Origin of the sequence: Corallococcus caeni (genome assembly GCF_036245865.1) — a bacterium.
In the GTDB taxonomy this organism is placed as follows: Bacteria; Myxococcota; Myxococcia; order Myxococcales; family Myxococcaceae; genus Corallococcus; species Corallococcus caeni.
This window is the reverse complement of sequence record NZ_BTTW01000001.1, coordinates 424745-447263: the sequence shown is the minus strand read 5'-3', so window position 1 is coordinate 447263 and position 22519 is coordinate 424745. Positions and strand designations below refer to the sequence as shown.

The window sequence follows — 22519 nt, the reverse complement described above, 5'->3', positions numbered from 1 at the left end:
CCCCGGCTTCTCGCCGGGGCGCTCAATGCGACTGCTCAAAGATGAATGGCGACTACGGGCACGGCTTGATGGGCTTCGGGCACTCCATCCCGGGCCCGGGGTAGCAGCACAGGTCGTCCTGATCTCGCGGCAGGACGTTCCAGCGCGGACGCGCGGGACCCACGTGCTTCAGGTGGCCCACGACGTCGAAGGTGGCCGCGCGCAGCTGCTTGCACTGGAGCGCCTTCGCCGCGTCAGGGTCGTTCTCGCTGCAGTCCGGGTTCAGGTCCGGCACCGCGTCCTTGATCTGCAGGCTGATGCGCGAGCGCGTGTCCGGCGCGACCTTGCAGCTGGCGTTGGCCGTGGCGGCGGCGTCGCGCACCAGCGCGACCGTCACCTCGGAGCCCTGCAGGGTGTACTCGTAGCGGGTGTTCGCGGGGATGAGCGTGCCCGTCTGGTCCACCGTGACGGTGTCGTCGCCGAAGCGCGCGCGCACCGGCTGGTTGCAGAGGACGTTCAGCCGGTAGCCCTGGGGCAGCGTCTTGGAGGGCTTGACGGACGTGTTGCCCACCGTGACGTTCATGATGCGGCCGGGGACGGACTCGTCCATGCCCGCGGAAGCCGGGCCCGTGGCGTTCATCTCCACCACGAACTGACCGAAGTTCGTGTACGTCGTCTTCTCCGCGCAGATGGTGCCGGCGTACTCGCCGATGCCCAGCGTGCAGTCGATGACGCACTTGCGCTCCGGCAGGTCCGGATCATCCGGCGGCTCCGCGAAGCAGTTCTGCCAGCTGCGCGACGCGCTGGAGCCCACCGGGCAGAACATGGGCATGTCGTTGTTGCCGTTGGCGTCGCAGTTGCGGAACACCTTGGGGAACTTCACCCGGCGCAGCTTCACCAGCGACGACTCCAGGCTCTCCATCTTGTAGTTCTTGTAGCTGTAGCCACACAGGATGTCGTCCAGGTACGGCGAGTTGCTGTAGCCGCACAGCCGGCCGTTCACCTCCACCGGCGGCACCTGGTCCAGGTACTTGTTCCACTCGCTCTGGGGCAACAGGCGCACGTTCTCGCGCAGCGTCCAGGCGGGGAAGCTCATCTGCGTGGTGTTGGTGAACTCCGCCACCGTGCCGGACAGCGTCCAGAGCAGGTCGCCGGAGTCCAGCCCCTCCGGGAAGGAGTAGTTGTAGATGTAGATGCTGTTGAAGCGGCCGGGGTTGTAGCCGTCCGGCTCCGCAGTCTGGATGTTCGCGCCGGGGACGCTCTTCTCCAGCACGCGGCAGGCCGTCATGTCCGTGACGTAGAAGCCGCTGGAGTCCGTGCCCGTCACCAGCAGCATCATCTGCTTGCCGTTGTTGGGGTCCGCCGGGTCGCAGTTCTGCGTCAGCGGCTCGCCGGCCTCCGGCGGACGGCCCACGCGCATGAACTGCTTGACGAAGACGCTCGTCTCCGAGCCGCCCTCCGGCAGCTGGATGGTGGCCAGCGCGGGCTCCTCGAAGCGGATGCCCGTGGACAGGCCCGTCGCGTACGTGCGCGTGGCCGGCTCCTGGGGCAACTGGGAGAGGTCGCCCACGACGCCGCCGTCCGCGTAGTCCAGCTCCAGGTCCTGGTCCTGCACCCAGACGTGCGTCTCGCCGTACAGGTGGGCCACGCGCACGCTGCCGGTGCCCTTGCCGTTGGTGAGCTGGGCCCAGCGCTTGCCGTATTCACCGGTGAGGTCGCCCGGGATGACCCGGAAGGACACCGGCCCGTTGAAGGACGTCATCTCCCCGCCGCTGCCGTCCAGCGCGGTGATGGACAGACCGATGTCCACGTCCGTGCGGGGCAGGGTGTAGGGGCAGTCCGTCGTGCCGCGCACCGCGGGCGGCACCGCCGCCTGGTCGTTGCCGTACTTCGCGGCGCACGCGTTCACCACCGGCAAGAGCGCGCCGGGCGCATCCCCGGTGGTGATGCTGGTGACCTCCACGCGGAACGAGGTGAGCCCGGTGGGCGTCTCGGACTCCTTCGTGTAGCAGCCGGCCGCCAGGGCCAGCGTGGACAGCAGGAAGAGTCGCTTCATCACTTCACCCTCCGCCCGATGCGGCCATCCTCGATGGCGCTCGCGACGGGCATGGCTGTGGGCTTCTCACAGAACGAGCGCAGCTGGTTGGTCACGGTACCGCAGGTGGGGTTGCCGCCCACCAGCAGGTCGCGGCAGGTGCAGCGGCCGGTGTAGGGCCCCTGCGGCAGCGCGCACTCCGCCAGCGCCGTTTCCTTCGTCAGGTCCGGCCGGCCGCACGCGGCCAGGGCCTTCTGCTGCTCCGCGGCGTCCGCGGGCAGCTTGAGCATGTCCAGGCAGGTGCAGGCACCGTCCTGGTCAACCATCTTCCGGTTGAGGGCGTCTTCAAAGGCCTTGGACACCTTGCAGGAGTTCAGCGTCTTCTCATCCACCGTCCACTTGCCGTTGACGAGCGAGCCGCAGCGCGTGCCGTTGCTGGACGTCTCCTTGCCCTCGAGCAGGTCCTTGCAGCTGCAGAAGCCCTGCATGTAGCCGATGAGCGAGTCGCGCAGGCTGATGCCCGTCTCGATGCGCGTGGTGTTGCGCTTGAGCACCGCGAAGCCGGAGCCGCCCTTGGCGATGTAGTCGTTCACCGCGACCTTGTACGTGCCGTTGGTGTCCAGCGGCTTGCCGTTGATCTGGATGTCGATGCCCGGGTGCGCCCAGCAGCGCGAACCCGAGGTGTCCTCCAGGCACGTCCACGGCGCGTGGCCCTCGCGGTCCGCCTGGGGGCAGTCCGTGGCCACCGTGGCCGGGGTGCACGCGATGCGCAGGTCGTTGAGCTGCACCTGGGCGCAGTCCATGGTGAAGCGGGCGCCGGAGATCTGCGCCTGGCTCACGCACCCGCGCTCCGCGGAGCGCTCGGTGACGAAGTCGAACATCTCCTGCATCTCCACGCCGGACAGGTACATGATGTTGATGGTGTTCTCGAACGGGAACACGTTGAACATCGCCTCCTGCGTGACGACGCCCGCGTACAGGTTGTCGCGGATGCCCAGCGAGTTGGTGAGCGCCATCTCCGCCTCCACGCGGTTGCGCTTGCGCATGGAGTCCGCGGCGATGTTGCCCAGCGGCGAGTCACCGCCATTGGAGTTGTTGCGCCGCTGCACGTCGAGCGGGGCATAGGAGAAGATGGAGGTGAGCTGCAGCTTCACGTCCATGCCCAGCAGGTACGGGATGAGCAGGTCCGTCGTCTCCGCGTCCTCCTGGCGGCCGCACTCCGCGATGGCCTCGCGCACGCCCGGCGCCGCGATGAACTTGCCCGGATCCCAGAAGATGTTGTCGTCGAAGCGGTACTTGCGCATCGCCTCGTTGCACCAGAGGGCGTCCACCGGGAACGCGTGGTAGTCCTGGCTGACGACCTCGGCGCCCTCGCCTTCACCCAGGCGCGCCGGCATCTTCACGACCAGCTCCAGCCGGCCCACGTACTTGGCGAACGCGCCCGAGTGCGACAGCACGACCTTGCGGCCGGCGGGGTCCGTCACGAGCTGCGGCGGGTTGAGCACCACGTGCAGGTGGCCGCCCAGCACCACGTCCATGCCGCTGACGCCCGCGATGTGCACGCGCACCACCGACTTGTCGTTGCCTTCAGGACCGAACCACTCCAGCACCTTCCACGCGTCGTGCGAGCGCTCGATGAAGGGCTTCGCGCGGCCGTACTCATAGTAGGCCTCGTAGCCCTGGATGAGATCCTGGTCCTCGGTGAGGCCCAGGTGGCTGACGATGACAATCAGGTCCGTCACCGGGCGCAGCAACTCCACGTAGGAGCGCGCGGCCTCGTTCTGCTCCAGCGGCGTCACCTGCAGGCTGTTGCCGCCCTCCACGATGGAGTTGAGCGAGGAGATGTTCGCCATGCCGATGACGCCCACCCGCAGACCCTTGATGGTCTTGATGGTGTAGGGGTTGGTCACCATGGCGGTGCCGTTGGTGCCCGTCGTCTTCGGGTCGTCCCAGAAGTAGTTGGCGGCCAGCAGCGGGAAGTTGGCGAAGTTGCGCGCCTTCTGGGTGAAGTTGAGCGCGCCGGCGTCGAACTCGTGGTTGCCCACCACGGCGGCGTCCAGGTGCTGCTCGGACAGGAAGCGGAACTCCGCCTCGCCCGTGTTCACGTTGAAGATGGGCGCGCCCTGGAAGCAGTCGCCTGAGTCCAGGTGCAGGATGCGGTCGCCCTTCTTGCGCTCGCGCTTGAGGATGGACGCGATGCGCGTGGCGCCGCCGAAGGGACCGGCCTCCGGGATGAGCTCCAGGTCCTGGTCCGTCTTCAGCGGTGTGAAGTCGTACGGGATGAGCCGCGAGTGGATGTCAGAGGTATGAAGGAGGGTAAGCCGCACCTCCTGACCCTCGAGGTGGTAGTCCTGGCCTTCCAGCACAGGCATGCACGAGGCGAGAGCCAGGGCGCAGGCGCAGAAGAGGCCGAGCAGTGCGCGACACATTCGTGACGGATCCGTGATTCGTAGGGAGTGACGACTTGAGGACGGCGCAACCTACGGGATCAAGGGTGCACGGGCAAGCAACGCCACCGTGGCACCTCCACCTACCAGGGCACCAGGAGAGCAGGCAGACATGCGTCCCAGCAGTTCCAATGTGACTGACATCGAGATCATCGAGGATTTCTCCGCCACGGCGCGTTGTGACGAGGGTTTCCTCCGAGTGCGTCGGCTGCGCTGCCGCAACCGGCGCGCGGACGGGTCCTCCTCCTCCGTGTACCGGGTGGATGTGGTGGACCGGCCCCGGTTGGACGCGGTGTCGGTGCTCATCTACCGCCGTGCGTCGGATGGAAACGTGGAAGTCCTGACGCGGATGAACCTGCGCCCCGCGGCGTACTTCCGCCGCGAGCAGACCGCGTCCATGACGGTGCCTGACACGGTGAGCTATCTGCGCGTGGAGGAGATCGTCGCGGGCCTGCTGGAGCCGTCCGACAAGGGCGAGGAGGGCCTTCGCCGCCGCGCGGCGGAGGAGGTGAAGGAGGAGGCGGGCTACACGGTGCGGCCGGAGGACATCCAGCTGTTGGGCGGCGCGTTCTTCCTCGCGCCGGGCATCCTGTCGGAGAAGGTCTTCCCGGCCGCGGTGGACGTCACCGGCGTGGAGCCGGGCGAGGTGGAGGGGGACGGCTCTCCCCTGGAGGAGGGCATCCACCTGCAGTGGCGGCCGCTCTCCGCGGTGCTGGAGGCGTGCCGGCGCGGGGACATCGCGGACGCGAAGACGGAGGTGTCCCTCACGCGGCTGCTCGCACGGCTCGCCTGAGCCGCTTGCTGTTTCCGGGGTGAGGAGGGACGGGGTAGGGTGCGGCCCCGTTCCGTTTCCTCCTCCAGGCGAGGTTCGTCGCATGTCGTCGCTGCCCCCGTGGCTGGCCCAGCTGTTGCCCATCGTCATCCTGCTCGGGGCCATTGGCCTGGTGCTCTCGCGGCTCCCGAAGGTGGAGCTGGGGCACAGCGATGCGTTCCGCCGCCGCCGCTTCTTCAACTGGTTCCCGCTGGGCCTGACGTACGCGTTCCTCTACATGGGGCGCTACAACGTCAACGTGGCGACCAGCGCCATGGGCGCGCAGACGTCCAACGCGGACTTCGCCACCATCTTCTTCTGGGGGACGCTCACGTACGGCGTGGCCTTCCTCCTCAACGGCCCGCTGACGGACAAGCTGGGCGGCCGCTTCACCATCCTGCTGTCCGCGGGCGGCTCCGCGGTGGCGAACGTCGCCATGGGCGGGCTGGTGTACGCGGTGCTGAAGAACGGCTGGGCCCCGCCGGGCGGCGTGGTGGCGTGGCTCGCGTTCCTCTACAGCGTGAACATGTACTTCCAGAGCTTCGGCGCGGTCTCCATCGTCAAGGTGAACGCGTCGTGGTTCCACGTGCGTGAGCGCGGCCAGCTGGGCGGCGTCTTCGGCATCCTCATCTCGCTGGGCCTGTACTTCGCGTTCGACTGGTGCCGCTTCATCGCGGACGCGGCGCCGGTGTGGTGGGTGTTCTTCGTGCCCGCGGCGCTGCTCGTGGGCTTCCTGGTGCTGGACTTCTTCGTCATCCGCGACACGCCGTCCCAGACGGGCCACCCGGACTTCGACACGGCGGATGCGTCCAGCGGGGAGACGGGCCCGGCGCTCAGCGTGCCGCAGCTGTTCGGCAAGCTCCTGAGCAACCGCGTCATCCTCATCATCCTGGGCGTGGAGTTCTGCAGCGGCTTCCTGCGCAACGCGGTGATGCAGTGGTTCCCCAAGTACGCCAAGGCGGTGGGGGAGTCCGGCGGCTTCGTGGCCTCCAACTGGGGCATGCTGTCGTGCGTCGCCGGCATCCTGGGCGGCATGTTCGCGGGCGTCATCAGCGACCGCCTCTTCGACTCGCGCCGCGGCCCCGTCTCCACGGTGCTCTACGCGGGCCTGCTGCTGGGCGCGGTGGGCGCGGTGTTCCTGCTGGGGACGGCCGGGGCCGGCTGGTCCGTGGTGTTCATGTCCCTGTGCGTCATCGGCGTGCACGGCATGCTGTCCGGCACGGCCACCATGGACTTCGGCGGCAAGAAGAACGCGGGCATCGTGGTGGGCATCATCGACGGCGCGGTCTACGCGGGCACCGCCATCCACGCGCTCATCTACGGGAAGATCCTGCCCACGGGCGAGGCCATGAAGGACCCGGCCAACTGGAAGCCGTGGCCCCTGGCCATGCTGCCCCTGGCCGTCCTGGGCCTGGTGCTGGCGTCGCGGGTGTGGAACGCGAAGCCCCAGCCCAGGGCCGCGCCCCTGCCCGTGGGCGACGTCGTCCCGGGCGCCGTGCCGGGCGCGTCGTCTCGTACGGGCACCAACGGTTGAGGCTTGGCGGGAGCGCTCCGGGTGTGCCGCCCCGGACGCTCCCCTGTCCTTCGGTGGGGGTGGCTCCCGTGTGACAGGCCTGTGACATAGACTGGCGTTCGTGTCCCAGGCCCCCGAAGCGCTCCACAGCCGGTTCGACGTCCACGATCGCAAGCAGTTCGAGATCAAGCTCGAGTACCAGCCCACGGGCGCGGACGAGACGCGCTACCTGGTGGAGGCCTACCTCTTCCTGCCGTCGAGCCTGAACATCGACGCGGAGACGTACCCTCGCGCGGACTTCTACGCGGACATCCACAACTACGTGCGCTTCAAGACGCCGGTGATGGAGCTGGGAGAGCTCCTGTCGTCGGAGGGCTCGCCGCTGGTGAAGCTGGAGGCGTGGCAGCGCACGGGGCTGGCTCCGGAGTCGGACGTCGTCTACCAGGCGAAGCTCTTCTCGTGCGTGCTGCGCGGCGCGCTGCGCCGGTTCGCCACCACGGTGGAGACGCGCTGCGACGCCCGGTCAACCGAGGCGGGCAGGGTGGACCTGGAGTCGGTGGTGCGGCAGGCGGGGGAGTCCGTGCCCGTGGTGCTGGAGCGCTTCCGCGCGTGGCTGCGCGCCACGGGGGAGGCGAAGCTCCAGGAGAAGACGCGCGCGTCGCTGCGGCTGGTGGACGAGTACGTGAGCCTGCTGGTGGAGCAGTTCTTCCGCCGCGCGGTGGCGGACATGGACGCGCTGCCGCGCACGGGGCCGTGGCTGCCCCTGCGCAAGGGGCTGATGGAGGCGGTGCTCCGCGAGGAGTCCTACCGCAAGGAGCACCGGCTGCGCTCCGTGTTGAGCCCCACGGGGGACAACGAGGAGTACATGCAGCGGCTGGGCTTCCTGAAGAAGTTCTGCATGAACGTGCTCTTCCTGTCCTCGCGCCGGCGCCAGCGGCGGCAGGGCTGGGAGGAGGTGCTGTTCGCCATCGCGGCGGGCGTGGCCATGGCGTTCGCCACGTCGGTGGCGCTCTGGGCGCAGGTCCGCTTCACGCAGGTGAGCCTCAACTTCTTCCTGGTGGCCGTGGTGGGCTACATGATGAAGGACCGCATCAAGGAAGGCCTGCGGCGCATGTTCAGCCGCGTGGCCGCCACGCACCTGTACGACCGCACCACGGACCTGGTGGACCCCGTCACGGCGCGCGCCATCGGCATCTGCGAGGAGCGCGTGGACTACGGCGCGGCGGTGAAGGTGCCGCAGGCGGTGTCGTCCCTGAGGCAGCACGACGACTTCCTCACCGTGTCCCAGGGGGAGCTGTCGGAGGCCGTCATCCGCTACCAGAAGCGCATCGTGCTGGACGCGCGCCTCTTGCCCCGCTCCGAGCGCGGCCTCACCGGCGTGACGGACATCCTGCGGCTGCACGTGGGGCGCTTCCTGCGCGACATGGACGAGCCGGAGTTCGCGCTGGAGTACGTGGACCTGGAGGACTTCTCCGTGGGCCACATCCGGGGCGCGAAGCGCTACCCGGTGGACCTGGTGTTCCGCTTCACGGTGATGGAGGCGGGCGTGCGCAAGGAGTCCGCGCAGCTGGTCCGCCTGGTGCTGGACCGCAACGGCATCCAGCGCATGCAGAACTTCGTCCGGGCCCCCGAAGCTCCAGTGGCGGCGTCGGCGGAGCCCGGGGGGTCGGTGCCCGTCCAGCCGGCCGCGTTGCGCGCGGGCGCGTGATTTGATGGCCAGCCTCGCGCCGGGGGCATGTATCTTCCGGCGTCCATGGCTTTTGAAGACCTCAAGCAACGCGTGCGGCCGGACTGGCGCGACACGCTGAAGGGCATCCTGGAGAGGGCCCGCTCGCTCGGCCCCCAGGCGGTCCTGGCGTTCGACCTGGACTCCACCCTCTTCGACAACCGGCCCCGCCAGGCGCGCATCCTGCGCGAGTACGGCGAGGCCCAGGCGTTGGCCCTGCTCTCCGCGTGCGAGCCCCGCCACTGGGACACCGGCTGGGACATGCGCGCCGCGATGCGGGCGTGCGGCATGCCGGAGGCGGAGGTGGAGCAGCGCTACGCGGACGCGCGCGCCTTCTGGCAGGAGCGCTTCTTCACCAGCGCCTACTGCGTCTCCGACGAGGCGATTGAAGGCGCGGCGGCCTTCACCCAGGCGGTGGCCGCCACGAGCGCGCAGGTCGTCTACCTCACCGGCCGCCATGAGGCGATGCGCGAGGGCACCGTCGCGTGCCTCGCGCGCTGTGGGATGGTGACGCCCCCAGGCGCGGACGGGCGCGTGCACCTCATCATGAAGCCCACGCTCGCGGAGAACGACGACGCGTTCAAACGCGACGCGCACGCGCGCCTGGGCCGCATGGGCATCGTGGTGGCGGCGTTCGACAATGAACCCACGCACGCCAATGACTACCGCCACCGCTTCCCGGAGGCGACGGTCATCCACCTGGCCACGGACCACTCGGGACGTGCTGTGGAACTGATGGAAGGCATCGTGTCGGTGCCGCATTTCTCCATGGAGGACGTGACGCACCGCGCCTGAAAGAAAGGCGGGGTGGAGGACGTTTCTGAAAGGCTTTGGAAGTCCCTTGGCCGCGCGCTAAGAGGCGCACGGCGTTCGCCGCCCTTTCCCCCTCGGGTCCCCAGGGGCGGCCCAGACGGAGGCATGCCGCGGTGGCCAGCGCGTACTCGAAGGACCTGTTGTTGACGATGTACCGGAAGATGTACCTCCTGCGCCGCTTCGAGGAGCGGGCCGGCCAGCAGTACACGCTGGGGAAGATCGCCGGCTTCTGTCACCTCTACATCGGCCAGGAAGCCGTGGCGGTGGGCTGCAACGAGGCCATCCGTCCGGATGACTACATGCTGTCCGCCTACCGCGACCACGGCCAGCCGCTGGCCCGTGGCAGCGACGCAGGCATGGTCATGGCGGAGCTGTTCGGCCGGGGCTCCGGCTACAGCAAGGGCAAGGGCGGCTCGATGCACATCTTCGACATCGAGCACCACTTCTACGGCGGCTACGGCATCGTCGGCGGGCAGATTCCGCTCGCGGCGGGCATGGCCTTCGCCAGCCGCTACCGCAACGAAGACCGCGTCACGGTGTGCTTCTTCGGCGACGCGGCCGCCAACCAGGGCTCGTTCCACGAGACCTTCAACATGGCGCAGAAGTGGAAGCTGCCGGTCATCTACATCTGCGAGAACAACCGCTACGGCATGGGCACGGCCATCGCGCGCACGTCCGCGGTGCCGGAGATCCACAAGCGCGCGTCCGCGTACGGCATGCGCGGCGAAGCGGTGGACGGCATGGACGTCCTCAAGATGTACGAGGCCGTGAAGGACGCCGCCGAGTACTGCCGCGCGGGCAAGGGCCCCGTGCTGATGGAGGCGAACACGTACCGCTTCCGCGGCCACTCGATGGCGGACCCTGCGAACTACCGCACCAAGCAGGAGGTGGAGGACGAGCGCAAGAACGACCCCATCCCGAAGCTGCGCGAGTTCGCGATGAAGCAGGGCTTCAAGCTCACCGACGCGGACTTCGAGGCCATCGAGGAGGAGGAGAAGCGCGCGGTGGACGCGGCGGTGAAGTTCGCCGACGAGTCGCCCGAGCCCAGCGTGGACGAGCTGTGGCGCGACACCATCGTGGAGCCGGGCGAGGAGGACGTGCGCCCGCGCGAGCGCGTGCTGGGCGTCAAGGTCTCCAACTGGCCGAAGTACCCGTCGGGCCAGGAGCTGAAGGTGACCTGGGACCTGGAGCCCCGCGCCGAGGCCGAGCAGGCGGACAAGAAGGCGGGCCTGAGCCGCTAGCGCTCACGCCTCCCCCAAGCCACTACCCTTTCGAGATTCGAGTTCGGAGCCGACGATGCCCGAGTTGATGTATCGCGAAGCGTTGAACCAGGCGCTCGCCGAGGAGATGGAGCGCGACGCCAATGTGTTCCTCATTGGCGAGGAAGTGGGCCGCTACAACGGCGCGTTCAAGGTGTCCCAGGGCCTGCTGGACAAGTTCGGGAGCGCGCGCATCATCGACGCGCCCATCAGCGAGCTGGGCTTCACCGGCCTCTCCGTGGGCGCCGCCGCGGTGGGCCTGCGCCCCGTGGTGGAGATGATGACCTGGAACTTCGCCATCCTGGCGATGGACCAGATCGTCAACAACGCGGCCAAGCTGCGCCACATGAGCGGCGGCCAGCTGCGCTGCCCCATCGTGTTCCGCGGCCCGGGCGGCGCGGGCGGCCGGCTCTCCAGCCAGCACAGCCAGGCGCTGGAGGCCAACTACGCGCACTTCCCCGGCCTGAAGGTGATTGCCCCTGCGACCCCGGCGGACGCCAAGGGCATGCTCAAGAGCGCCATCCGGGACGAGAACCCGGTGGTCATGTTCGAGGGCGAGCGCCTCTACGCCATCAAGGGCGAGGTGCCGGAAGGCGAGCACATCGTCCCCCTGGGCAAGGCGGACGTGAAGCGTGAGGGCACGGACGTCACGCTCATCACTTGGAGCCGGATGTACTACTTCTGCATGGAGGCTGCGGAGGCCCTGGCGAAGGAAGGCATCAGCGTGGAGGTGCTGGACCTGCGCACCCTGCGCCCCCTGGACGAGGAGGCCATCCTCGCGAGCGTGCGCAAGACGAACCGCGCCGTCATCTGCGAGGAGGGCTGGGCGCTGGCCGGTGTCGGCGCGTCCGTGGTGGACCTCATCCAGTCCCAGGCGTTCGACGACCTGGACGCGCCCGTCGTGCGCGTCACCGGGTTGGACGTGAACATGTCCTATGCGGCGAACCTGGAGAACGCGACCCAGCCGGACGCGCCCAAGATCATCGCCGCCATCAAGAAGGTCCTGTACCGCGAGGGAGCCTGAACGCGTATGTCGACGCCCATTCAGATGCCCAGCCTTTCCCCGACGATGAAGGAGGGGAAGATCGTCAAGTGGCTGAAGAAGGTGGGAGACAAGATCTCCTCCGGAGACGCCATCGCCGAGGTTGAGACGGACAAGTCCAACCTTGAGGTGGAAGCCTTCGACGACGGCTACCTCATCCAGATCGCCGTGCCCGAGGGCGAGGTCGCCACGGTGGGTTCGCCCATCGGCTACCTCGGCGCCAAGGGTGAGAAGGCCACGGGGAGCGCTCCTTCCGCCCCGGCCCCCCAGAAGACGGAGGCCCCGAAGGCCGCGGCGCCCGCCGCCGCCCCGAAGCCTCCCGAGCAGGCCCCGGCCCCCGCCGCCAGCGGCGCGGGTGAGGGCATCGCCATCCTGATGCCCTCGCTCTCCCCGACGATGACGGAGGGGAAGATCGTCAAGTGGCTGAAGAAGGAGGGGGACAAGGTCTCCTCCGGGGACGCCATCGCCGAGGTGGAGACGGACAAGTCCAACCTCGAGGTGGAGGCGTACGACGACGGCACGCTCGCGCGCATCACGGTGCAGGCGGGTGACATGGCCAAGGTCGGCGCGCCCATCGCGTTCCTCACGCCCAAGGGCGCCAAGGCCGGTGCGTCCGCACCCCAGGCTCCGGCCGCTCCGAAGGCGCCTGCCCAGGCTCCCGCCGCCGCGGCTCCGTCCGCGCCCGCCGGGGGACAGGTCGTCCCGCTGCGCCGCGAGCCCCAGGCTCCTGCGTCAGGTGGTGGCGCTGGCGGCCGGCTGCGCGCCAGCCCGCTGGCGAAGCGCATGGCCCAGGAGCGCGGGCTGGACATCAGCCAGGTGCGCGGCACGGGTCCGCTGGGCCGCGTGGTGAAGCGCGACGTGGAGCAGGCGCTGGGCCAGGGCCTGGCGAAGGCTCCCGCGCAGGCGCCGGCGGCGAAGAAGGCCGGGGCCCAGCCGGAGGTTCGCGCCTTCGGCACGCGTCCGGAGCCGCAGGCGGTGCCCATGTCCTCCATGCGCAAGGTCATTGGCCAGCGCATGTCGGAAGTGAAGCCCGGCGTGCCGCACTTCTACCTCACGGTGGAGGTGGAGATGGACGCCGCGGTGAAGATCCGCGAGGAGGCCAAGGCGCTGGACCTCAAGGTGTCCGTCAACGACATCATCGTGAAGGCGGCGGCCATCGCGCTGCGCCGCTCACCGAAGATGAACGTGTCGCTCCAGGGCGACCAGGTGCTGCACTTCGGCACCGTGGACGTGGGCATCGCGGTCGCCATCGAGGACGGGCTCATCACGCCCATCATCCGCGACGCGGACCTCAAGGGCCTGCAGGCCATCTCCGCCGAGTCCCGCGACATGGCGGAGCGCGCCCGCAAGCGCTCCCTGAAGCCCGCCGAGTACACGGGCGGCTCGCTCACGGTGAGCAACCTGGGCATGTACGGCATCGACCAGTTCATCGCCGTCATCAACCCGCCCCAGTCCGCCATCATCGCGGTGGGCGCCGTGGCGGAGAAGGCCGTGGTGCGTGACGGCCAGCTGGCGGTGCGCAAGATGATGACGGTCACGCTGTCGGGTGACCACCGCGTCATCGACGGGGCCACCGGCGCGGAGTACCTCCGCGAGCTGAAGGGCCTCCTGGAGCACCCCTCGCGGTTGCTGTTCTAGCGGTCGAGCAGTCCGCCGCCTTCGCCCCCGTGCGACACGCACGGGGGCGAAAGCCCGGCCTGGGCTACTCCCGCGTCGGCTCGTCCGACTCGACGTCCTTCTCCAGCTTGCGCTGCGCCTCCGTGACGTCCGCCTGGTCCGCGCGCTTCGTGCCCGTCTCCAGGTCCTCCTCGTGCTCGGGGCTGCGGCCCTGGATGCCGGGCCACGGCTCCGGGCGGGTGGCCTCCACGTGCTTCACGGGCTTCACATCCTCGTTCTTCTTGTTCGCCATGGTGCGTCACTCCTCCCCGGAAAACGGGGGCGTGGGTGGAACTTCCGTGGCGGTACGGTGGGATGCCCACACCCGAGCGGCCACCCGGTGGGATGGGGGAGCAGAGCGCTTGCCTGCCTGACTCCCTTCGGAGGCCGAAAAAAGGTCGGCAGCCGAAGCGGTTCGCTGCTTAACTTCTCACTCAATGAACGACGACATGACTCGCGAGCGCCTGGGACTTGGACTGCAGGAGGTGGAGCTGTCACCGGCCCCCCTGACTCCGGTGGTGTCCCTGGCGCACTCGCTGCAGCAGGCGCTGCGCGGCGCGGTGTTCCCGCTGAGCGCGGAGCAGTTGGTCTGGGTGGCGCGTGAGAACGAGGCGCCGCCGCACGTGGTGTCGCTCCTGGGCACGCTGCCGCGTGGCCGGTTCCCCTCCGTGGACACGGTGGCGCTCGCGCTCGGAAACGCCTCCGTCTGACGCGAAGTGCTGTTTGCGACGTTCGCCCAGGGCCTGGGTACAAGGTACCCCCAGGCGCGCGGTGGGACGTGCGCGTTATCTTCGGCGCGACCAGCCTGCCTTCCGGATGAGGAAGCCACGGTCTGGAGGAGCTCCATGAACGCCTCGGACCTGCCCGCCGTGCTGTACGTGGACGACGACGCCCTCAACCTGAGGGTGTTCGACGCCAACTTCGGGCAGCGGTTTCGCATCTTCCGGTGCTCGTCCCCCAACGAGGCCCTGGCGCTGCTGGAGCAGCGGCGCGGGGAGATTGGCGTGGTGCTGTCGGACCAGCGCATGCCGGGGATGACGGGCGTGGAGTTGCTGGAGCGCGCCCGCAGCATCGCGCCGGACGCCAAGCGCATGCTGGTGACGGCGTACGCGGACATGCAGGCCGTCATCGACGCGGTGAACCGCGGCCAGGTGACGCGCTACTTCGTCAAGCCGTGGGACCGCGCGGAGCTCCTGGCGGCGCTGGAGGACGCGCTCAAGATTGCCCGCCTGGAGCTGCGCATCCGCGAGGTCGAAGGCCGGATGATGAAGTCCGAGCGTCTGGCCACGCTGGGGCAGGTGACCGCGGGCATCGCGCACGAGCTCATGGGCCCGGTGGGCTACCTCACGCAGAACGTGTCCTCGCTCGAGCGCGACATGCAACGCGTGGTGCAGTACGTGTCGCGCCACCTGGCGACGGATCCGGACGCGGAGGTGTCCTCCACCATCGAGGACCTGCCGTCGCTCATCAAGGACCTGTCCGAGGGCGCCAGCCACCTGCGCGGGGTGGCGCTGGGCCTGCGCGCGCAGGCGCGTGGCGAGGACATGGAGGCCACCGCGGACGTGGCGGAAGTCGTCTCCTTCGCGGTGAAGCTGGCGCGAGCGGAGGTCCGCGACCGGGCGCGGCTCACCAGCAACGGCGAGCCCATCCGCATCGTGTTCGGGCCGGTGAAGCTGTGCCAGGTGCTGCTCAACCTCATCGTCAACGCGGCGCAGGCCATGGAGGGCACGGGCCGCCCGGGCCGCATCGACGTGCGGTGGGCGGCGCGCGACGAGGACGTGATGCTGACCGTGTCGGACAACGGCTGCGGCATCCCCCTGGCGCTCCAGGAGAAGGTGTTCCAGCCGCTGTTCACCACGAAGCCCGTGGGCATCGGCACGGGACTGGGCCTGTCCATCTGCCGTGAGCTGGTGACCCAGTTCGGCGGTCAGCTCCGCCTGTCGTCCACGCCGGGCGAGGGCACCGAAATCGAGCTCACCTTCAAGCGAGCCCCGCTCCCTTGAGCCCGAAGGCGTTGTGCAAGAGCCGCCACACCCGGTAGAGGGTGTCGCTCTCCTGCGGCCGCACGTCCCGCACCAGCAGTGCGCGCCGGGGCGCGGCTTCCGGGCCGTATTCCACCACCAGTGCGTATCCACCCTTCGGCGGTTGGAGGATGTGCACCGCGCGCACGTCGTCGAAGGGCAGCGTCTCCGTGCGCGCCGCGCCGGGGGCCCAGGCGAGCGTCTCCAGCCGCAGTGACTCCGTCTTGAAGTGCAGCACGAAGCGGCGCCGCCGCAGCCGCGCCTCCACCACCAGCGCGCCGCCCACCAGGGCCCCCGCCAGCACCAGCAGCAGGGTCGCGGCGCCCGGCGTCCGGCCCGCGTCCCGGACGAGCAGGAGTAGCCCCACCCCCGTGCACCCGGCGGCCAGGGCCACGAGGAGCGTGGGCAACAGCCGCAGCGTCCAGGGCGGCGGCAGGGACTCACCCACCAGCCGGCCCCCGTCATAGAAGAGCCGCACGTCGCCCAGCCGTGGCGGCACCCGGTTCTCCCGGAGCGCGTCTTCGAAGCTCACTCGCCGAGCATAGTGGGCGCGCCTGTTTCCCACCCTCGAAGTTGGACGAGAGCTGTGCGATCCTCCCAATTCATGGATCTCCCGTTCGAGACCGGCGAAGGTGAAGGGGAAGGGCGGGGGACGCTCGCCTCGAAGGTGCTGCTGGTGGATGACGAGCCGGTGGTGCTCGACATCTGCGTGCGCCTTTTGGCGCGGGAAGCGGACCTCATCGTCTCCCCCGTGGGCAGCGCGGAAGAGGCGCTCGTCCTGTTGAAGGACCAGCGCTTCGACGTGCTGGTGACGGACAAGAACCTGCCCGGCATGGGCGGGGTGGAGCTCATCGCGGAGGCGCGGCGGATGCAGCCCGCGCTGGAGGCGGTGATGATCACCGCCTACGCCAGCTCCGAGTCCGTCATCGCCGCGTTCGCCGCCGGCGCCAGCGACTACATCGTGAAGCCCTTCGACGACCTGCGCGTGCTGCGCGCCAAGGTGCGCGCCGCGCTGGAGCGCCGCTCGGAGCGGGTGCGCACGCGCGACGGGGCCCGGGAGATGGCCCGGCAGGCCGCGGTGCTGCTGGACGCGGGTCGGGACGCCCCGGAGCCCGCGCACGAGGCGCTGGAGACGGAGCTGCGCAACTACGAGCAGGCCGTGCGCATGGGCCACACCGGCACCGTCGCGGTGGTGGGCAGCGCGGAGGCCGTGAAGGTGCTGCGCGACGCGGAGTTCCAGGTGGTGGAGCTGCCGCCGTACTCGCCCCAGCTGGAGAGCGCGGACGTGGTGGTGGTGGAGACCGGGGATCCGCAGTGGCACACGCTGGCGGAGCGGCTCCAGGGCCGCTCCCCGGACGTGGTGCTGCTGGCCGGCGCCGACGCGGACCTGAGCGACCTCCTGGAGGCCATCACCCTGCGCATGGACCTGGTGGGCTACGGCCAGTCCAACGCCGCCCGCGTCCTGCCGGAGAAGGTGCGCATGCTGCTGATGCGCCGGGGCATCCAGCGCGCCCAGCAGCGGCTGACCGCCGCGCTGGACACCTTCCGCCAGAGCATCGCGACCCCGAACTGAAAGGGGGGTGCCCGGACTCCGGAGCCTGGGGCCGCGTCCCGCAGCCCGGGCGCGGCCGCCGGAGCCAGGGCCGGAAGGGCAGGGCGGGCGCTGAAGCAAGGCCCGCAAAGCGAAACGCCCACCTTCGTTTCCGAAGGTGGGCGTCTCAGTGTGACCCTGCCGGGATTCGAACCCGAGTTTGAGCCGTGAGAGGGCTCCGTCCTAACCACTAGACGACAGGGCCGGCTTGCTTCCCTACAATCGCTGCGTTTCTGCTGCTGCTTCCTACATTCTCCGTTCTGACCAGTCAACCGGAGATTTTCAGCTGGGGAACTAGGATTCGAACCTAGATAAGCAGAGTCAGAGTCTGCTGTCCTGCCGTTAGACGATTCCCCAAGGCGCTGCGTGCTGCGGCTGCGTGTTGCGGGCGCTTCTACTACCGACTTCTGCTGCTGACTTCAACTACTTCGTTTTCCTGACCGGCTTGCCTTCGGACTTCTTCGCCGGCTTCGCCGACCCCTGCAGCGGGACGACGTAGATGCGAACCTCGTCGTTCGCTTCGTAAATATTCAGCCCCTCGAAGTTCTTCCCGGAGGGGTTGGAGATGTGCACGGCCTTGACGCCCGGCTGGTTGACGACTGACCGCCTCGGGTAGCTCGAGGTCGGGTAGACGTTCTTGTAGTAGTCGAGCGTCGCCTCGAAGTCGCGCGAAGCCCGGTACCGGTTCTCGCCCACCTTCTGGGCTCCATCCGGAATCTGGGCGCCGTTCACCAGCTCGGCGCCAGAGGCCGTTGCCCAGAGGGCGAGCAGCACCGCCCCGAGCGGGCGCGCCTTATAGAAATGCGGTCTCAGGCTGTCAAGCGGTCGCGTCATCGCCGGCCAAGATAGGGCCCGGCGATGCCCGCGTCCACCGTCAATCTCACGTCCCGCGAGCCAGCGCCGCGTCGATGCGCTGGAGGGCTTCCGCGCGCCCCACGAGCAGCAGCGTCTCCCCGATGCCGGGGCTGGTGGTGTTGCCGGTGATGGCGACGCGCAGGGGCTGGGCCACCTTGCCCATGCCCACCTGGGCGGCCTCGCTCACCGTCTTCACCACGCCGTCCAGCGGCTCCACCGTCCACGCGGGCAGGGCGGCCAGCTTCTCCCGGGCCTGGCGAAGCAGGTTGAGCGAGTCCCCGCTCAGGTGCTTGGCGGCGGCCTTCTCATCCAGGGTGACGCCGCTCTTGAAGTAGATGGACGCGGTGTTCGCCATCTCGTCCAGGGTGCGCGAGCGCTCGCGCAGCGCGAGCACCAGCGGCTCCAGGCGCGCGTCCCCCTTCACCTGGAAGCCGCGGGCCTCCAGGAAGGGCACGAGCCGCTCCGCGACCACGGCCGGGGGCAGGAGCTTGAACCACTGCTGGTTGAGCCACTGGAGCTTCTCCGGGTTCCACACGCCGGACGTGCTGCCCACGCCGTCGAAGTCGAACCACTCCACCATCTGCTCGCGGGTGATGACCTCGTCGTTGCCGTGGCTCCAGCCCAGGCGGATGACGAAGTTGAGCAGCGCCTCCGGCATGATGCCCGTGCGCTTGTGCAGCATCACGTCCGCTTCCGGGTGCTTGCGCTTGGAGAGCTTCTCCCGGTCCGGCCCCAGGATGAGCGGCAGGTGCGCGAAGGCCGGCGGTGTCCAGCCCAGCGCCTGGTAGAGCATCAGCTGCGGGAACGTGGAGTTGACGTGCTCCTGGCCGCGCGCGACCAGGTCGATCTCCATCAGGTGGTCGTCGATGACGCAGCCGTAGTTGTAGAGCGGGATGCCGTCCGCGCGCATCATCACCCAGTCATCCAGGTCCGAGTGCGCCTTGGTGATGACGCCCAGCACCTTGTCGTCGAAGGACACGGTGCCTTCGCCCGCGGGCATGCGGAAGCGGATGACGGCGTCCTCCAGCTTCTTGCCGGGGGGCGGGCCCTTCAGGTCGTGGCAGGTGCCTTCATAGCGGTAGCTGCCCTGACCCTTCTCCTTCTCCACCGCCTCGCGGCGCTGGGTGATCTCCTCGCGGGTGCAGTAGCACCGGAAGGCCTTGCCCTGCGCGATGAGCTGGTCCGCGTGCTTGCGGTACGTGTCCAGGCGCTGGGTCTGGAAATAGGGACCGTACTTCGGGTCCTCCTTGCCGGGGCCCTCATCCCAGTCCAGGCCCAGCCACTCGAGTCCGTCCAGGATGGCCTTCACGGACTCCGGCGTGGAGCGCTCCTGGTCCGTATCTTCCATGCGCAGGACGAAGGTGCCGCCGTAGCGCTTCGCGTAGAGGTAGTTGAAGAGCGCCGTCCGGGCGCCTCCGATGTGGAGGTATCCAGTAGGTGACGGAGCGAAGCGGACGCGGGGTTTTGACGAAGCCATGGGCAGGCGCGCGATAGCAGGACGGGTGCACGAGGGTCAACGCAAGCCGCCCGCTTGGGGTTAGGCTGCGCGGGCAAGGAGACTTTCCATGTCGATTCGACACGCGGTTCGCACGGTGGTGCTGGCCACCCTGCTCGGAGGGCTGCCGGTGGGGGCCACCACGATGCTGCGGGCGGACCTGCCCCAGATGGCGCAGACGTCGGACACGGTGGTGCAGGGGGTCGTCCGGCGCGTGCAGAGCCGCTGGAGCGGGGACAAGCAGCGCATCGTCACCGACGTGGAGATCCAGGTGACGGAGGCCCTCAAGGGGCAGCCCGGCGGCACGGTGCTCGTCACCCAGCCGGGGGGCCGGGTGGGGGACATTGGACAGGTGGTGAGCGGCCTGGCGTCGTTCTCCGAAGGGGAGGAGGTCGTCGTCTTCCTGGAGAAGCGCGGCGCGTCCGCGTTCCAGCTCTCCGGCATGGCGCAGGGCAAGTACCAGGTCCAGCGCACCGGCCCGGGCGCGATGGCGGTCCCGGCGTCCACCGGCGACGCGGTGCTGATTGATCCGAAGACGCGCCAGGAGACGGCGTCCAACGCGAAGCCGGTGACGCTGGAGCAGCTGAAGGCCTCCGTGCGCGCGGCGGTCCAGGCCCAGCAGGCGGCGCCCGCGAAGAAGGGGGCGAAGTGATGGGCGCGCTCGCGTCGTGGGTGGTGTTGGCGGCGGTGATGGGACAGAGCTCCGCGCCGTACGTGCGCAGCCGGGTGTCCCCCGGGGACGAGGCCACGCAGTGCCTGTACTGGACGCAGACGCGCGTCAACTGGCAGCAGAGCACCGTGGGCAACCCGAAGGCGACGAACCACACGGAGTTCGACGCCATCACCCGCTCGTTCCAGAGCTGGCAGGACATCTTCGCCAGCTGCGGCAACCTGTCGCTGGTGGAGGGCTCGCGCGTGAACTCCCGGACGGTGGGCTACAACCGCTCCGGCGACAACATCAACCTCATCCTCTTCCGCGGCCGCGCCTGTCGCGACGTCGTGGACGCCAACGACGCCTGCTTCTCCCAGGACACGTGCGCGAACACGTACGACTGCTGGGATGACAGCGACGGCACCATCGCCATCACGCTCACCACGTACGACGAGCGCACGGGCGTCGTCTACGACTCGGACATCTCCTTCAACGCCGCGCGCTTCAACTTCACCACCGGCAACGGCGGGCCGTGCGGCATCGTGGCGACGCCGGACTGCGTGGACACGGACGTGCAGAACACGGCCACCCACGAGGTGGGCCACTTCGTCGGCCTGGACCACACGCTGGCGACGAACTCCACCATGAACCCCAGCGCGCCGCCGGGTGAGACGTCCAAGCGCACCATCGACTCCGGTTCGCGCAACTTCGTGTGCGTCGCGTACCCCAAGGGCAGCGCCAGCCAGCCCTGCTTCCCGGTGCCTGGCGGGAACGGCAATGGGAACGGGAACGGGGACGGCGATGGAAGCGGAGACGGGGATGGCTGCACCGCGGCGACGGGCGGGCTGGCCGTGCTGCCGCTGCTGGCCGCGGCCTCGCTGCTCGCGCGCCGCCGGCGGGGTGCGCGGTGAGCTGTCGCCTGCTGCTCCTGGGAGTGCTGCTCTGCGCGGGAGCGGCGGGCGCGCAGCAGGACTACAAGCGCACGCTCGTGCCGGGCCGGCCGCTGTGCCTGGTGTGGCCGGGGCGTGACTACGTCTACCACCTGGACGCGGCCGGCAGCACGCGCACGCCCGGGGACACGGAGGTCGCCGCCATCGAGGCGGCCTTCGACTCGTGGCGGGCGCTGTCCTCGACGTGCAGCGACTTCCGCTTCATCCGCGGCGAGGACTGGACCCGCTCCATCGCGGTCGGCTACGACGAGGAGCACCCCTTCGACAACTACAACGTCGTCACCTTCCGCGAGCGCAACTGCCAGGACGTCGCCCCGCCGGAGGATGCGTGCTGGCAGGAGGAGACGTGCGGCAACGTCTACCAGTGCTGGGCGCACGGGGGCGCCACCATCGGGCTCACCACGTCCTCGTTCAGCTTCAAGGACGGCTTCGTCGTGGACTCGGACATCGAGCTCAACGCGGCGGAGACGGACTACGGGCCCAGCTTCCTGTTCACCACCGTGAACGGCCCTCCGTGCTCGGCCGCCCCGTCCACCGACTGCGTCGCCACGGACGTGCAGAACACGATGACGCACGAGATTGGCCACGTCGTCGGGTTGGACCATGTCTTCTCCGCGGGCTCCACCATGGAGGCCACCGCCTCGCAGGGTGAGACGTCCAAGCGGGTCATCGACGCGGGCTCCGCGGCCGGCTTCTGCGCCGCCTATCCACGCGGCCTGCCGCCCACCCAGTGCCGCATCCCGGAGGATCCGGGCCTGAGGCTCGTGGCGGACGGGAAGGGCACCGGCTGCGGCGCCTCCGCCGGAGGGCCGGTGCTGGCCGCCCTGCTGCTCTGGGGCGTGGCGCTGATCCGGAGGAGCAGGCGGTCAGCGGCCCCGCTGGCCGGCCTCCCCCGCGCTGCCCCGGGCAGGACGCGCGGTTAGACTCTGGCCGTGGCCGTCGCCTTCTTCGACCTGGACAGGACGCTGCTCGCCGCCAACTCCGCGTCGCTCTGGGTGCGCCGCGAGCTGGCCCTGGGCCACATCTCCCGCTGGGAGGCCCTGCGCGCCAGCCTGCTGTTGGCCCGCTACCACCTGGGCTTCGTGGCCATGCAGGACGTGCTCCTGCGCGCCACGGCCCTGCTCACGGGCTCCGACGCGAAGGACCTGGAGGCGCGCTCCGCGGACTTCTACGCGGAGGCCGTGCGTGGCCAGTACCGCCCCGGGGGCCTGGCCGCGCTGGAGGTCCACCGCGCGGCGGGGGACCGGCTGGTGCTGCTGACGTCGTCCTCGGGCTACCTGTCCGACCTGGTGGCGCGCGAGCTGCGCCTGGACGGCGTGCTGTGCAACCGCTTCGAGGTGGACGCGGCGGGGCTGCACACCGGGCGCACGCTGGGGGAGGTCTGCTTCGGCGTGGGCAAGCGGCTCTACGCGGAGGCCAGCGCGAGGGAGGCGGGGGTGCCGCTGTCCGCGTGCGCCTTCTACACGGACTCGTACTCGGACCTGCCGGTGCTGGAGGTGGTGGGGCGCCCGGTGGTGGTGAACCCGGACCACCGCCTGCGCCGGGAGGCCCGGCGGCGGGGCTGGCCGGTGGTGGACTGGGGCGTGCCTCCTGGAGGCGCCACCCCGTCCGTCCCACCGTCGCCGCCGCTGGTGCCCTCCACCGGCCCCTGAGGGGCGCGGTGGAGGTCCGCAT

General features: G+C 69.5%; 20 protein-coding genes and 2 tRNA genes. 14 read left to right on the top strand and 8 right to left on the bottom strand.

What is annotated here, in order from left to right; genetic code table 11:
* Window positions 1–52: 52 nt before the first annotated feature.
* Complete coding sequence (locus tag AABA78_RS01875) at window positions 53–2035, bottom strand: single stranded DNA-binding domain-containing protein (protein WP_338261358.1); 1983 nt, start codon at window positions 2033–2035, stop codon at window positions 53–55.
* Window positions 2035–4386 (bottom strand): bifunctional metallophosphatase/5'-nucleotidase, encoded by a 2352-nt coding sequence (locus AABA78_RS01870; RefSeq protein ID WP_338261357.1) that lies wholly within the window; start codon window positions 4384–4386, stop codon window positions 2035–2037. Before AABA78_RS01870 ends, AABA78_RS01875 begins: the two co-directional genes overlap by 1 nt.
* A 187-nt stretch (window positions 4387–4573) precedes the next feature.
* Here AABA78_RS01870 and AABA78_RS01865 point away from each other — a divergent pair, with 187 nt between their 5' ends.
* The 7 genes from AABA78_RS01865 to AABA78_RS01835 all read left to right on the top strand — a co-directional run bounded on the left by AABA78_RS01865 (window position 4574) and on the right by AABA78_RS01835 (window position 13263).
* Window positions 4574–5254 (top strand): NUDIX hydrolase, encoded by a 681-nt coding sequence (locus tag AABA78_RS01865; protein ID WP_171414395.1) that lies wholly within the window; start codon window positions 4574–4576, stop codon window positions 5252–5254.
* 82 nt (window positions 5255–5336) lie between these two features.
* Complete coding sequence (locus AABA78_RS01860) at window positions 5337–6806, top strand: MFS transporter (protein WP_338261356.1); 1470 nt, start codon at window positions 5337–5339, stop codon at window positions 6804–6806.
* A 100-nt stretch (window positions 6807–6906) separates the two neighbouring features.
* Window positions 6907–8493, top strand: coding sequence for a hypothetical protein (locus AABA78_RS01855; RefSeq protein ID WP_338261355.1), 1587 nt, complete (start codon window positions 6907–6909; stop codon window positions 8491–8493).
* Window positions 8494–8538: 45 nt separating this feature from the next.
* A complete protein-coding gene (locus AABA78_RS01850) occupies window positions 8539–9306 on the top strand; it encodes a hypothetical protein (RefSeq protein WP_338261354.1) in 768 nt (255 codons plus the stop codon).
* 131 nt (window positions 9307–9437) lie between these two features.
* Window positions 9438–10565, top strand: coding sequence for a pyruvate dehydrogenase (acetyl-transferring) E1 component subunit alpha (gene pdhA / locus AABA78_RS01845; protein WP_338261353.1), 1128 nt, complete (start codon window positions 9438–9440; stop codon window positions 10563–10565).
* A 55-nt stretch (window positions 10566–10620) separates the two neighbouring features.
* Window positions 10621–11607 (top strand): pyruvate dehydrogenase complex E1 component subunit beta, encoded by a 987-nt coding sequence (locus AABA78_RS01840; protein ID WP_014398167.1) that lies wholly within the window; start codon window positions 10621–10623, stop codon window positions 11605–11607.
* A gap of 6 nt (window positions 11608–11613) precedes the next feature.
* Window positions 11614–13263 (top strand): pyruvate dehydrogenase complex dihydrolipoamide acetyltransferase, encoded by a 1650-nt coding sequence (locus tag AABA78_RS01835; protein WP_338261352.1) that lies wholly within the window; start codon window positions 11614–11616, stop codon window positions 13261–13263.
* A gap of 64 nt (window positions 13264–13327) precedes the next feature.
* On the opposite strand, the gene AABA78_RS01830 is transcribed toward AABA78_RS01835, so the two are convergent.
* Window positions 13328–13534: a hypothetical protein gene (locus tag AABA78_RS01830; RefSeq protein ID WP_171421260.1), complete on the bottom strand. Its 207-nt coding sequence runs from the start codon at window positions 13532–13534 to the stop codon at window positions 13328–13330.
* A gap of 196 nt (window positions 13535–13730) precedes the next feature.
* Here AABA78_RS01830 and AABA78_RS01825 point away from each other — a divergent pair, with 196 nt between their 5' ends.
* Window positions 13731–13991, top strand: coding sequence for a DUF2795 domain-containing protein (locus tag AABA78_RS01825; protein WP_253895898.1), 261 nt, complete (start codon window positions 13731–13733; stop codon window positions 13989–13991).
* A 135-nt stretch (window positions 13992–14126) separates the two neighbouring features.
* On the top strand, window positions 14127–15284 hold the full coding sequence (locus AABA78_RS01820; protein ID WP_338261351.1) for a sensor histidine kinase: 1158 nt from the start codon (window positions 14127–14129) through the stop codon (window positions 15282–15284).
* On the opposite strand, the gene AABA78_RS01815 is transcribed toward AABA78_RS01820, so the two are convergent.
* The gene (locus tag AABA78_RS01815; RefSeq protein ID WP_338261350.1) at window positions 15262–15834 is read right to left on the bottom strand and encodes a hypothetical protein; all 573 of its coding nucleotides are present in this window, start codon (window positions 15832–15834) and stop codon (window positions 15262–15264) included. The two genes, AABA78_RS01820 and AABA78_RS01815, sit on opposite strands and share 23 nt — an antisense overlap.
* 72 nt (window positions 15835–15906) lie before the next feature.
* On the opposite strand from AABA78_RS01815, the gene AABA78_RS01810 reads away from it, so the two are divergent.
* On the top strand, window positions 15907–16875 hold the full coding sequence (locus AABA78_RS01810) for a response regulator (protein ID WP_171421264.1): 969 nt from the start codon (window positions 15907–15909) through the stop codon (window positions 16873–16875).
* Between the two features lie 151 nt (window positions 16876–17026).
* Here AABA78_RS01810 and AABA78_RS01805 read toward each other — a convergent pair.
* The 4 genes from AABA78_RS01805 to gltX form a co-directional block, all read right to left on the bottom strand.
* A tRNA-Glu gene (locus tag AABA78_RS01805) sits at window positions 17027–17098 on the bottom strand.
* Between the two features lie 81 nt (window positions 17099–17179).
* Window positions 17180–17250, bottom strand: a tRNA-Gln gene (locus AABA78_RS01800).
* A 66-nt stretch (window positions 17251–17316) separates the two neighbouring features.
* Window positions 17317–17727, bottom strand: coding sequence for a hypothetical protein (locus AABA78_RS01795; RefSeq protein ID WP_171421265.1), 411 nt, complete (start codon window positions 17725–17727; stop codon window positions 17317–17319).
* Between the two features lie 46 nt (window positions 17728–17773).
* A complete protein-coding gene (gene gltX, locus AABA78_RS01790) occupies window positions 17774–19225 on the bottom strand; it encodes a glutamate--tRNA ligase (protein ID WP_338261349.1) in 1452 nt (483 codons plus the stop codon).
* A gap of 88 nt (window positions 19226–19313) precedes the next feature.
* Between gltX and AABA78_RS01785 the strand changes: the two genes are divergently transcribed.
* The 4 genes from AABA78_RS01785 to AABA78_RS01770 are packed head-to-tail and all read left to right on the top strand — an operon-like array spanning window position 19314 to window position 22497.
* A complete protein-coding gene (locus AABA78_RS01785; RefSeq protein ID WP_338261348.1) occupies window positions 19314–19895 on the top strand; it encodes a hypothetical protein in 582 nt (193 codons plus the stop codon).
* A complete protein-coding gene (locus AABA78_RS01780) occupies window positions 19895–20806 on the top strand; it encodes a myxosortase-dependent metalloprotease, MXAN_2677/MXAN_2678 family (RefSeq protein WP_338261347.1) in 912 nt (303 codons plus the stop codon). The genes AABA78_RS01785 and AABA78_RS01780 overlap by 1 nt, the downstream gene beginning before the upstream one ends.
* Window positions 20803–21768 (top strand): myxosortase-dependent metalloprotease, MXAN_2677/MXAN_2678 family, encoded by a 966-nt coding sequence (locus AABA78_RS01775; RefSeq protein WP_338261346.1) that lies wholly within the window; start codon window positions 20803–20805, stop codon window positions 21766–21768. The genes AABA78_RS01780 and AABA78_RS01775 overlap by 4 nt, the downstream gene beginning before the upstream one ends.
* Before the next feature lie 9 nt (window positions 21769–21777).
* Window positions 21778–22497, top strand: coding sequence for an HAD family hydrolase (locus AABA78_RS01770; RefSeq protein ID WP_338261345.1), 720 nt, complete (start codon window positions 21778–21780; stop codon window positions 22495–22497).
* The last annotated feature ends 22 nt before the right edge of the window (window positions 22498–22519 follow it).

Excerpts from the sequence above, each read along its gene's own strand:
- AABA78_RS01875 (WP_338261358.1), bottom strand. The coding sequence starts at position 2,035 with ATGAAGCGACTCTTCCTGCTGTCCACGCTGGCCCTGGCGGCCGGCTGC.
- AABA78_RS01870 (WP_338261357.1), bottom strand. The coding sequence starts at position 4,386 with ATGCCTGTGCTGGAAGGCCAGGACTACCACCTCGAGGGTCAGGAGGTG.
- AABA78_RS01865 (WP_171414395.1), top strand. The coding sequence starts at position 4,574 with ATGCGTCCCAGCAGTTCCAATGTGACTGACATCGAGATCATCGAGGAT.
- AABA78_RS01860 (WP_338261356.1), top strand. The coding sequence starts at position 5,337 with ATGTCGTCGCTGCCCCCGTGGCTGGCCCAGCTGTTGCCCATCGTCATC.
- AABA78_RS01850 (WP_338261354.1), top strand. The coding sequence starts at position 8,539 with ATGGCTTTTGAAGACCTCAAGCAACGCGTGCGGCCGGACTGGCGCGAC.
- AABA78_RS01840 (WP_014398167.1), top strand. The coding sequence starts at position 10,621 with ATGCCCGAGTTGATGTATCGCGAAGCGTTGAACCAGGCGCTCGCCGAG.
- AABA78_RS01835 (WP_338261352.1), top strand. The coding sequence starts at position 11,614 with ATGTCGACGCCCATTCAGATGCCCAGCCTTTCCCCGACGATGAAGGAG.
- AABA78_RS01830 (WP_171421260.1), bottom strand. The coding sequence starts at position 13,534 with ATGGCGAACAAGAAGAACGAGGATGTGAAGCCCGTGAAGCACGTGGAG.
- AABA78_RS01825 (WP_253895898.1), top strand. The coding sequence starts at position 13,731 with ATGACTCGCGAGCGCCTGGGACTTGGACTGCAGGAGGTGGAGCTGTCA.
- AABA78_RS01820 (WP_338261351.1), top strand. The coding sequence starts at position 14,127 with ATGAACGCCTCGGACCTGCCCGCCGTGCTGTACGTGGACGACGACGCC.
- AABA78_RS01810 (WP_171421264.1), top strand. The coding sequence starts at position 15,907 with ATGGATCTCCCGTTCGAGACCGGCGAAGGTGAAGGGGAAGGGCGGGGG.
- AABA78_RS01795 (WP_171421265.1), bottom strand. The coding sequence starts at position 17,727 with ATGACGCGACCGCTTGACAGCCTGAGACCGCATTTCTATAAGGCGCGC.
- gltX (WP_338261349.1), bottom strand. The coding sequence starts at position 19,225 with ATGGCTTCGTCAAAACCCCGCGTCCGCTTCGCTCCGTCACCTACTGGA.
- AABA78_RS01785 (WP_338261348.1), top strand. The coding sequence starts at position 19,314 with ATGTCGATTCGACACGCGGTTCGCACGGTGGTGCTGGCCACCCTGCTC.
- AABA78_RS01780 (WP_338261347.1), top strand. The coding sequence starts at position 19,895 with ATGGGCGCGCTCGCGTCGTGGGTGGTGTTGGCGGCGGTGATGGGACAG.